Annotated in this window: 9 protein-coding genes; 6 read left to right on the top strand and 3 right to left on the bottom strand. The window is 69.5% G+C overall.

Annotated features, from left to right (window positions below):
• Positions 1–179: 179 nt before the first annotated feature.
• Complete coding sequence (locus tag TSH20_RS33085; RefSeq protein ID WP_109156788.1) at positions 180–446, bottom strand: hypothetical protein; 267 nt, start codon at positions 444–446, stop codon at positions 180–182.
• A 76-nt stretch (positions 447–522) separates the two neighbouring features.
• A complete protein-coding gene (locus tag TSH20_RS33090) occupies positions 523–912 on the bottom strand; it encodes a DUF1636 domain-containing protein (protein ID WP_109156787.1) in 390 nt (129 codons plus the stop codon).
• Positions 913–1,019: 107 nt separating this feature from the next.
• Here TSH20_RS33090 and TSH20_RS33095 point away from each other — a divergent pair, with 107 nt between their 5' ends.
• Both TSH20_RS33095 and TSH20_RS33100 read left to right on the top strand, forming a co-directional pair.
• Positions 1,020–4,535: a hybrid sensor histidine kinase/response regulator gene (locus TSH20_RS33095; protein WP_247871448.1), complete on the top strand. Its 3,516-nt coding sequence runs from the start codon at positions 1,020–1,022 to the stop codon at positions 4,533–4,535.
• On the top strand, positions 4,532–5,464 hold the full coding sequence (locus TSH20_RS33100; protein ID WP_109156785.1) for a response regulator transcription factor: 933 nt from the start codon (positions 4,532–4,534) through the stop codon (positions 5,462–5,464). The genes TSH20_RS33095 and TSH20_RS33100 overlap by 4 nt, the downstream gene beginning before the upstream one ends.
• A 34-nt stretch (positions 5,465–5,498) precedes the next feature.
• On the opposite strand, the gene TSH20_RS33105 is transcribed toward TSH20_RS33100, so the two are convergent.
• A complete protein-coding gene (locus TSH20_RS33105; protein ID WP_109156784.1) occupies positions 5,499–5,963 on the bottom strand; it encodes a MaoC family dehydratase in 465 nt (154 codons plus the stop codon).
• A 240-nt stretch (positions 5,964–6,203) separates the two neighbouring features.
• On the opposite strand from TSH20_RS33105, the gene TSH20_RS33110 reads away from it, so the two are divergent.
• Genes TSH20_RS33110 through TSH20_RS33125 form a run of 4 tightly spaced genes read left to right on the top strand, consistent with a single transcriptional unit; the run spans position 6,204 to position 10,576 of the window.
• Positions 6,204–6,728 (top strand): CheW domain-containing protein, encoded by a 525-nt coding sequence (locus TSH20_RS33110; RefSeq protein WP_247871447.1) that lies wholly within the window; start codon positions 6,204–6,206, stop codon positions 6,726–6,728.
• A complete protein-coding gene (locus tag TSH20_RS33115; protein WP_109156782.1) occupies positions 6,725–8,140 on the top strand; it encodes a protein-glutamate O-methyltransferase CheR in 1,416 nt (471 codons plus the stop codon). The genes TSH20_RS33110 and TSH20_RS33115 overlap by 4 nt, the downstream gene beginning before the upstream one ends.
• Positions 8,140–8,841 (top strand): chemotaxis protein CheW, encoded by a 702-nt coding sequence (locus TSH20_RS33120; RefSeq protein WP_109156781.1) that lies wholly within the window; start codon positions 8,140–8,142, stop codon positions 8,839–8,841. The genes TSH20_RS33115 and TSH20_RS33120 overlap by 1 nt, the downstream gene beginning before the upstream one ends.
• Positions 8,842–8,887: 46 nt before the next feature.
• A complete protein-coding gene (locus TSH20_RS33125; RefSeq protein ID WP_109156780.1) occupies positions 8,888–10,576 on the top strand; it encodes a methyl-accepting chemotaxis protein in 1,689 nt (562 codons plus the stop codon).
• Positions 10,577–10,702: the final 126 nt, after the last annotated feature.

The following is a 10,702-nucleotide window of genomic DNA, read 5'->3' on the forward strand; positions in this document are numbered from 1 at the left end:
CCCCGCTCTCAGCGGACCTGCGGTCCGCCTGCCGCGTCAGCACAAAGCGAAGCTTTGTGCGAGAGCTGGGCGGGGGAGGGACTGCCGCCACTCTCCCGAACAAGCACTTATCCCCTCCCCCGCCCAACGGGGGAGGGTTAGGGTGGGGGTCTAACTCTCCCCGGCGACAAGCGCCCCCCTCAATGCACCACCATCTCCCCATCCCCGAACGCGCCCCCGAACGCCCCATCGTCCGCATTGGTCGTCCGCACAGCTTCCACCAGATCGCGGACTTCCTCCGACAGGTCGTCGGCGTCCCAGCCATGGCCGTCGGCGCCGGCAACCACCAGCAGGCGCAGCGTGGTGCGCAGCAGGTCGCCGGCTTCCCAGCCGTTGGAGCGTTCCGCCTCGCGCGCGATGTGCAGCAGGCCGGTGGCGCAATTCAGGACCTCGGGGTCGACCTTCATCGGGCGCTCCTCCCCGCCCGTAAGGGCGAAAAATCGTTGGTCTTGCCAACAATAATTGGACCGCCGCCCCGATGTGTCAAACCCGACCGTCCGGCTCCTCCAGCGGCGGGAGTCGGGAAACGAAACGACCCTTGACGCCCTGCGGCCATTGCTTGAACGGAACGATCCCATCATCGGTGGCGGCATAGGCGCGCAGATAGGCGGTCAGCGTCTCCACCGTCATCTCGTCCGGGGCGAAGTCGCCCAGCACATAGCTCATCCGCGCGGCGGAGCGCACCGCGACGGCGCAAGGGCGCCGGCAGCTCATCAGGCAGCGCATCGGCCGCAGCCGCACCAGCGCCGCCAGATCGGGCTGGTCGGCCAGCGCCCGCTCCATCAGCGCCACCAGCTCCGCCCCCGGCCGCGTGGCGTCGGGCGGGTCTTCCGGCCGGCGGCAGGTTTCACAAACGACAAGCTCGACGGTCATGCTTGGGCTTCCAGAGATTTTCCGGGTCATGGGGTTCGACAGCTAGAGGGCGGCTCCGGTGCTGTCAACGCGCTTGCACCTTGCCAAGCACCGGGAAACTCCCGACGATGCGGACCACCACAGGCGACGGGCGGGAACGGCGGACGGGCATGAGCGCGAGGCAACGGATCGTCCGTGAACGCCGGCAATACAACCAGCTCGCCGCCGACCAGACGCTGGAGGACTACGCGCTCCGCTACACCGCGGAACGGGCGCGGCGCTGGAGCGCGTGGCGGGTCGCCAACACCGCGCTCGGCGCCATCTCCTTCCTGGCCTGCGAGGCGCTGGGCGCCGCCGTCACCCTGACCTACGGCTTCGAGAACGCCATGGCCGCCATCCTGGCGGTGGCGGTTCTCAGCATCCTGGTCGGGCTGCCGATCACCTATCACGCGGCGAAGGCCGGGGTGGATATCGACCTGCTGGCCCGCGGCGCCGGCTTCGGCTATCTCGGCTCGACCATCACCTCGCTGGTCTACGCCTCCTTCACCTTCATCCTGTTCTCGATCGAGGCCAGCATCATGTCGGCCGGGCTGACCATGGTGCTGGGCATCCCGGCCTCGGTCGCCCATGTCATCAGTTCGCTGGCGGTGATCCCCATCGCCGTCTACGGCATCCGCTTCATCAGCCGCATGCAATGGGCGACGCAGCCGGTGTGGATCCTGCTGCAATGCGTGCCGCTGGCCTATTTCTTCCTGCTCGACCGCGAAACCCTGGCGCAATGGACCTCGCTGCCCGGCGTTTACGCCCCCGACGGCGGGCTGTCGCTGCTGCCCTTCGGCATGGCCGCCTCGGTCCTGCTCTCGCTTCTGCCGCAGATCGGCGAGCAGGTCGACTATCTGCGCTTCCTGCCTTCGCAGTCGCGCATCGGCAAGGTGCGCTGGTGGACGGCGCTGCTGGCCGGCGGACCGGGCTGGGTGGTGATCGGCAGCCTGAAGCTGGCGGCGGGGTCGCTGCTGGCCTTCCTCGCCATCAAGCACGGGCTGGCGGTGGAGGATGCGGTGCAGCCCAACAGCATGTACCACATGGCCTTTCTCGACGTGTTCGGCTCCCCCGTCGCGGCGCTGGCGCTGACCGGCATCTTCGTCGTCGTCTGCCAGATGAAGATCAACGTCACCAACGCCTATGCCGGCTCCATCGCCTGGTCGAACTTCTTCTCCCGCCTGACCCGCAGCCACCCCGGCCGCGTCGTCTGGCTGGTGTTCAACGTGCTGCTGGCCCTGCTGCTGATGGAGATCGGCATCCTCGGCGTGATCGAGAGCATCCTTGGCCTCTACGCCAACGTTGCGGTCGGCTGGCTGGGCGCCGTCGCCGCCGATCTGGCGGTCAACAAGCCTCTCGGCTTCAGCCCGCCGGGGATCGAGTTCAAGCGCGCCCATCTCTACGACATCAACCCGGTCGGCACCGGCGCCATGGGCCTGTCGGTTCTGTGCTCCACCACCGCCTTCTTCGGCCTTCTCGGCCCGGTGGCCCAGGCGCTGGCCCCCTTCATTGGGCTGGTCGTCGCCTTCGCCGCCGCCCCGCTGATCGCCTGGAAAACCGGGGGCCGCTATTACATCGCCCGCAAGTCCTCTCAACTGCCCGGCGATGGCGCGACCGTCCGCTGTTCGATCTGCGAGAACCAGTTCGAGCGGCCGGACATGGCCTTCTGCCCCGCCTACGACGCGCCGATCTGCTCGCTCTGCTGCACGCTGGAGGCACGCTGCCACGACCTGTGCAAGACCGACAGCCGCTTCGCCGACCAGATCGCCCACAGCCTGCAACGGGTCCTGCCCAAGCGCATGGCCGCCGGGGTCCACACCCGCACCGGCCATTTCATCGGGGTGATGACGCTGTTCTCGCTGGTGCTGGGCGGGGTGCTGCTGGTCATCGACTTCCAGTACGCCAATGCCGACGCGGCGGAGCGGGCGGCGATCCACACCGCGCTGGTCACGGTCTTCGTCTGCCTGTTCATCCTGTCCGGTGTCGCCGCCTGGCTCTTGGTGCTGGCCCATGAAAGCCGCCGCAAGGCGGAGGAGGAGACCGGCCGCCAGACCGCCATGCTGATGGACGAGATCGCCGCCCACGAGCGCACCGACGCGGCCCTCCAGAAGGCCAAGGAGGTGGCGGAGGCCGCCAACGCCGCCAAGAGCCGCTACATCATCGGCGTCAGCCACGAGATCCGCGCGCCGCTCAACGCCATCTCCGGCTATGCCCAGCTTCTGGAGAGCAACAGCACCCAGCGCCCGCAGGACGCCGTCCGCGTCATCCGCCGCAGCGCGGAGCATCTGTCGAACCTGATCGACGGACTGCTCGACATCTCCAAGATCGAATCGGGCCTGCGCCGGCTCAGCCGCGACAAGGTGCAGCTGATCGACTTTCTCGACCAGCTGGCCGACATGTTCCGCATCCAGGCCTCGGCCAAGGGGCTTGAGTTCCGCTATGCCCGCGTGCCGCATCTGCCGGTCTGGGTCCACACCGACAGCAAGATCCTGCGGCAGATCCTGATCAACCTACTGTCCAACGCGGTGAAATACACCGAGAGCGGCCATGTCGCCCTGACCGTCCGCTACCGCAGCCAGATCGCCGAGTTCGAGATCGCCGACAGCGGCATCGGCATCCGCGCCGAGGATCTCGACCGCGTCTTCGAACCGTTCGAGCGCGGGCGGGGCGCGGCAGTGCGGGCGGTGGCCGGCACCGGGCTCGGCCTGACCATCACGCGGGTGCTGACCCGGATCATGGGCGGCGACATCGCGGTGCGCAGCGAAGCGGGGCGGGGCAGCGTCTTCACCGTCCGCCTGCTGCTGTCGGAGGCGATGCACCGGCCGGGCGAGCAGGTGGAGCGCCGCGCCATCACCGGCTATGCCGGGCCGCAGATCACCATCCTGCTGGCCGACGACGACCGCGACCATCTGGCGCTGATGACCGACATCCTGCGCCCGCTGGGGTTCGTGCTGTTCACCGCGTCGGACGCCGCCTCCTGCCTGGAACTGGCCGCGCAGTGCAAGCCGGACGTCGCCATGCTCGACATCTCGATGCCCGGCGAGAGCGGCTGGGATCTGGCGGAGGAGTTGCGCCGCCAGTTCGCCGACCGTATCCGCATCATCATGGTCTCCGCCAACGCCTACGAGGCGCAGGGGCCGGGCGACGGCCGGGCACCGCATGACGCCTTCGTCGCCAAGCCCATCGAGATCCACGCGCTGCTCGACCGCTTGCAGGCGCTGACCGGCCTGGAATGGCTCCATGCGGCGGAAAAGCCGGCGGAACCGCTTGCCCCGCCGCCCGCGCCGGCCGATCAAGCCCTAGAACTGTCCAATCAAACGCCGTCCAATCACCCGCCGGAGTCGGCGCTGCGGCATCTCGACGACCTGCGCCAGCTTGGCCGGATCGGCTATATTCGCGGGATCGAAGCCAAGCTGCGCGAGATCGAGGCGGAGGACGCCGCCGCCCTGCAATTCGTCGAGCGGCTGCGAACGCTGGTGCGCGCCTTCGACCTGAAAGGCTATATGCGTGCGGTGGAAGAGGCGGCGGCGCAGCGCGACGCCGCGCAGGATCAAGACGATCTGGACCAAGATGATCTGGCGGAAGATGGGGCCGTGACGGGATGAAGCGCCGTGACATGATCCTGGTGGTGGACGACACTCCCGACACGCTGGGATTCCTGACGGAGGCCATCGAACAGGCCGACCTGACCGTGCTGGTCGCCGTCGACGGCGAAAGTGCCCTGGACCTCGTCGGCCAGATCACCCCGGACCTGATCCTGATGGATGCGGTGATGCCCGGCCTCGACGGCTTCGAGACCTGCCGGCGGCTGAAGCAGATTCCCCACCTGTCGCACATCCCCGTCATCTTCATGACCGGCCTCAGCGACACCGAGCATGTGGTGAAGGGGCTGGAGGCCGGCGGCGTCGATTACGTCACCAAGCCGATCGTGGTGGACGAGCTGATCGCCCGCATCCGCGTCCATCTGACCAACGCCCGCGTCGCCTACGGCGCCCGCGCCGCGCTCGACGCCACCGGCCGCTTCCTGCTGGCGACGGACGGGGAGGGCAGGCTGCTGTGGTGCACCCCGCAGGCGGAGCGGCTGCTCGGCGGCCTGCTGCCCGGTCCCGACGGCGTGCGCCCCGAAGCGGCATCCTCCCTGGCCGCCGGTCTGGTCCGGCTGCGCCGATCCTCCTCCCCCGGCGCCTCGGCGGAGACCTTCACGCTGGAGCTGCCGGACGGCGAGGGGGTGCGGCGGCTGGAGTTCACCTATCTCAGCCCGGCCAACCCCGACGAATACCTGTTCCGCCTCAGCGAGCCGACCGCCGGACGGCAGGAGGCGATTCTCCGCGACGCGCTCTGCCTTACCGCGCGCGAGGCGGAGGTTCTGCTGTGGATCGCCAACGGCAAGCCCAACCGCGACATCGGCGAGATCCTGGGCATCAGCCCGCGCACGGTGAACAAGCACCTGGAGCAGGTCTTCGCCAAGCTGGGGGTGGAAAACCGCGCCTCCGCCGCCGCGCTGGCGATCCGCACCCTGGCCGCGCGGGCCTGAAGGCGGCGAAGGCGTGGTGGGGGAGGCGCGGCGTTCAGACCTCGACGGTCTGCGGCCCGCCCCGTCCGGCGATGATGTGGTTCATGATGCAGGTCATCACCGGCTCGCCGCGCTGGTTCACCGTGGTGTAGGCCAGCCGCACCGTGCCGCGCCCGCCGCGGCGCGACGGGATGGTCTCCACCACCTCGACCCGGGCGCGGATGGTGTCGCCGGGCCGCACCGGCCGCAGCCAGCGCAGCTCGTCCATGCCGGAGCCGCCAAGGCTGGTGCCGGTGATGATGCCGGTGTCGCGGATCAGCCGGAAGGTCAGCGACAGGGTGTGGAAACCGCTGGCGATCAGCCCCTGGAACGGCCCGTCGGCCGCCGCCGCCGCGTCCATGTGGAAGGGCTGCGGGTCGAAGCGCAGGGCGAAATCCATGATCTGGCTGTCGGTCAGGGTCGCCCCTTCCGATTCGATCACGTCGCCGATGCGGAAATCCTCGAAATAGCGGCCGGCCATCGTATCGATTCTCCCTGGTCCCGGTTTTCCCTTGCCGCAACAGAGTAGCCCGCCCGATCCATCCGGCAAAGGGCAGGGACGATCGCGGCCGGGGCATAGGCCCTACGGCGTAAACCATTGGCGTAATTCGCATTCCGGTCGTGATGGGGCATGTTCCCGGTCGGATTCCAGACTATCGACGGACGGATGTCACCAAACCCAGCGCAAACTGTCTCCACCCCGTCGCCATTCCGTTGCGTCGTGTTTTCGGTTGCCGGCCGGGCGCTGGCGCTGCCGGTGGAGTCCGTGCGGCGCTTTTTGCCGTTGCCGCGTCTCGACCGGCTGCCGACGGCGCCGCTGCCGGTGGAGGGCGTTTTCCGCTATCAGGGGGAGGTGGTTCCGGTCCTGCGCCTGGACGTGCTGCTGGATCTGGCCGGGGAGGGCGCCGGGGCCGCCGAGCCGAACCTCTATTCGCCGCTGCTCCTCGTCACCTGGCAGGGGCGGCCGGCGGCGCTGCTGGCCGACCGGGTCCATGGCGATACCGCGGTCGATCCCGCCGAGCGCACCCCCTCCGACCCGTCGTTGACCTTCAACGGCTGTGCCGCCGGCGCCTTTCCGGACCGGATGACCGGCCGCGGCGGCACCGTGACCCTGCTGGATCCCGACCGGCTGCTCAGCGAGGCGGAAGGCCGGCTGCTCGACGCCTTCCGCGCCGTGGCGGAGCGCAGGCTGGCGCAGTGGCAGCACGCTCAGGACCCGGCCTCCTCCGCGGGCGGTGCCGCATGATGCCGAACGCCGTCGCCGCCGGGATCGAGGCGATCCGCCGCGATCCGAATTTCCTGCGCCTGAAGGCGATGGTGATCGACGCCACCGGCCTCGCCTATTATGCCGACAAGGATGCCGCCTTCGCCGAGCGGATCAACCGCCGGCTGCCCTTCGGCCGCATCACCACGGTCGGCGGCTATCTCGCCGCGCTGGAGGCGGAGGGGCCGACCGGCGCCGAATATCAGGGACTCATCAACGAGTTGGCGGTGGGGGAGACCTTCTTCTTCCGCTACATCGAGCAGTTCGACGCGCTGCGCGCCGTCGCCATCCCCGAATGCCTGCGCCGCAACCAGTCGAGCCGGCTTCTGCGGATCTGGAGCGCCGGCTGTTCCATCGGGCCGGAGGCCTACACGCTCGAAATCCTGCTGAAGCAGCATTTCGCCGCCCAGCTGGAAGGCTGGCAGGTCCACATCGTCGGCACCGACATCAACGGCGCCTTCCTGGAACAGGCGCGGCGCGGCGCCTATGGCGACTGGGCGGTCCGCGGCCTGTCGCCGGAAACGCTGGAGGCCTGCTTCGACCGCCAGGACAAGCTGTGGTCGGTGAAGCCGAAATTCCGGCAATGGACCAGCTTCCTCCCCTTCAACCTCGTGGATGGAGCGATCCCCTCCTATCCGCACGGGATCGGGCATTTCGACATCATCCTGTGCCGCAACGTCATGATCTATTTCGACGAGGCGACGCGGCACCGGCTGCTGGGCAACCTGCACAAGGCGCTGGCCGACGGCGGCTGGCTGGTGGTCGGCCATGCCGAGGCCGGTCCCCAGATGAACGAGCTGTTCATTCCGGTCTTGGTCCCCGGCGCCACCCTCTACCGCAAGCAGGCCGAAGCGGCGGCCCCGGCCGCGGCGGTTCGCAGCCCATCCGCCGGCCCGGCAGCGGCGGCGCCGGCTCCCGTGCTCAAGTCCCGCCGCGCGACCGGACCGGCGCCGGAAGCCGCGCCCGCTCCGCGCGCCCGCAAGTCCGCGCCGGCGGCGACGCCTCCCGCCGCACCGACCCCGCCGGAGCCCGCCGAAACCAACGAGCGCTCGACCGTTCTGGAAGCCTGTCTCGCCCGGGTGGAGGCGAGCCGGCTCGACCCCGGCGCCCATTACCAGCTGGGACTGGTGGAGGAGGAGCTGGGCGTCGGCGATCCGGTGGCGGCCTTCAAGCGCGCGCTGTATCTCGACCCGCGATTCGTTCTGGCCGACTATCATCTGGCGCTGGCCTATTGGCGGCGCGGCCGGCTGCTCCCGGCGCAGCGCCATTTCCGCAATGCGCGCGAGGCGCTGGAAAGCCGTCCCGACGACGAGGCGGTGGCGGAGGGCGGCGGCCTGACCGTTCAGGAACTGCGCGGCATGCTGGACCTCTGGCTGACCGGTGAGGAGGGCTGATGGACGACACGCTTGCCGGCGCCGGGGCAGGGGCGGTGACGGGTGCCGCACCGCTGATCGCCGCCCTCGAAAGCGCCTCCCCCGACCGCGCCGCCGCCCGTGCGGCGATCGACTGGGACGAGGTGCACAGGAAGCTGGCCCGCCGCAACGCCGACCTGGAGGCGACCTTCGCCGGCCGCGGCCCCTGGGCCGACGCCGTGCTGGCCCGCCGGGCGGAGGATCTGGCCGAAATCCCGCAACTCCACGGGGAGGAGAGCGTCGGCATCCCGATGCTGGTCGCCCGCGGCGCCGAAACGCACTATGGGCTGGAGCTGCGCCATCTCGGCCATATCGTGCCGATGCCGCGGCTGGCCCGCGTGCCGGGGGCACCGCCCACCGTCCTGGGGGTGATCGCCGTCGCCGGCCGGGTGATGCGGCTGTTCGACCTCGACCGGCTGTGCAGCGGCCCGTCGGCCACTGTATCCGCCTCCCTGCTGTCCAGGACCGATGCCGGGACCGACCCGTCCGGCTACGCCATCGTGCTGCGCACCGGCACCGGCCGTCCGGCGGCCTTGCGCGTGCGGGATGTGGAGCGGGTGGTCGACATCGTGCTGCCGCGCGGCTCCGCCCCGGTGGAGGCCGGGCCGCTGGTCAGGGCCATCGCCGCCGACCGGATGGCGATCCTCGACATGGTGGCACTGCTCGACCTCGTGAAGACCTGAAACCGACCGATCCACCTGAAGAGCCGTCCGGGGCTGGAGTCCAAGAATGAACATGAAAGTCGCGCACAAGCTGGTCCTGGGATTCGGCGTGGTCTGTGTCCTGACGGCGCTGCTGGCGCTCTATCAGATGTCGCGCTTCTCCGACGCGCTGGACGTCATCATGGCGGTGTCGACCTACGACAACGAAGCCGCCAAAATGGTGACGGACGTCAGCAACATGCAGGCGGAACTGCGCAGCTCGCGCGAGACGGCGCTGAACGCCGTGTCCATCGCAAATGCCGAAGGGCGGGTCGCCGAGATCCCGGCCCTGCTGGCGCCGGTGCGCCGCCATTACGACGAGGTCGGCGCCCAGCTGCGCGACCGGCTGGGCCAGCTGCGGGCGATGGTGGCTGAACGGTCCTCGACCGGCGTGACCGACAGCCGCCGCCGGGGCTGGGTCGAACTGGACACCTCCGTCAACGAGATGAGCCGCGCCATCACCATGGTCGGCGACGAGGCGCGGACCATCTACACCATGCTGGAGCGCAACCAGATCGCCGACGCGCTGCAGCGCCGTCAGCGGGTGGACGAACTGCGCAAGAACATGGAGGCGCGCATCGCCCAGGCCCAGATCGCCATCGACCATCTGACCCAGGCAGGCCGCGCCGACATCCGGTCGATCTACAACACCGCCATCCAGTCGTCGGTCATCGCGCTGGTCGTCGTCTTCCTGATCGCGGTTGGGGTCGCCTTTCTGATCGGCAGCTCCATCACCCGGCGGCTCGGCCGCGCCATCGACTTCGTCACCAAGGTCGGCCACGGCGACCTGACGCAGGAGATCGCCATCGCCGGCAAGGACGAGCTGGCCATCCTCGGCCAGCATCTGAACGAGATGGCCGGCCGGCTGAAGTCGATGGCCCGCACCACCCGCGAGACGGCGGAGAGCGTCCACGCCGCCACCGCCCAGATCCGCGCCTCGACCCAGCAGCAGTCGGCCAGCGTCGCCGAACAGCTGGCGGCGGTGGAGCAGACCACGGCGACGCTGTCGGAGATCACCGAATCCGGCGCCCAGATCAACCGCCGCGCCCAGGACGTCTCGCACGGCGCCCAGACGGTGGCGGCCTCCAGCCATTCCGGCATGAAGGCGGTGGACGACACCATCCAGGCGATGGACGCCATCCGCGAACAGGCCGAGGCGGTGGCCGAGAACATCGTCATGCTGTCCGAGCGCACCCAGGCGATCGGCGAGATCATCGTGACGGTCAACGACATCGCCGAGCGCTGCCACCTGCTGGCGCTGAACGCCGCCATCGAGGCGGCGGCAGCCGGCGAACATGGCCGCACCTTCTCCATCGTGGCGGGCGAGATCAAGAGCCTCGCCGACCAGTCGAAGGAGGCGACCGCCCAGGTCCGCTCCAACCTTTCGGAGATCCAGCACGGCATCAACGCCTCGGTCATGCTGACGGAGGAGGCGGTGAAGCGCGTCGCCGCCGGCAAGCGCCAGACCGACGCCACCCAATCGACCATCCGCACCATGGCGGAGAACATCCAGGAGAGCGTGCTGGCCTTCCAGCAGATCGTCGCCGGCACCAACCAGCAGCAGATCGGCCTGGAGCAGGTGATCCAGGCGCTGCAGAACATCCGCGAGGCTAGCAGCCAGACGGCGGCCGGCACCCGCCAGCTGGAAGGCGCCGCCGCCAACCTGAACAACCTCGGCCAGGGTCTGGTCGAGGCGGTGCGGAACTACCGGGTGTGACGATGCGCCGCCGAAGCCGCTATTCCCCCTCTCCCCCCCGGGGAGAGGGTCGGGGTGAGGGGGATGCACTGCGTTGCTCTCCCAAAACTCCCGCCGCGCTTCCCCCCCCCCCCCAACCCCCCCCCC

It is taken from the genome of Azospirillum sp. TSH20 (genome assembly GCF_003115935.1).
Lineage (GTDB): Bacteria > Pseudomonadota > Alphaproteobacteria > Azospirillales > Azospirillaceae > Azospirillum.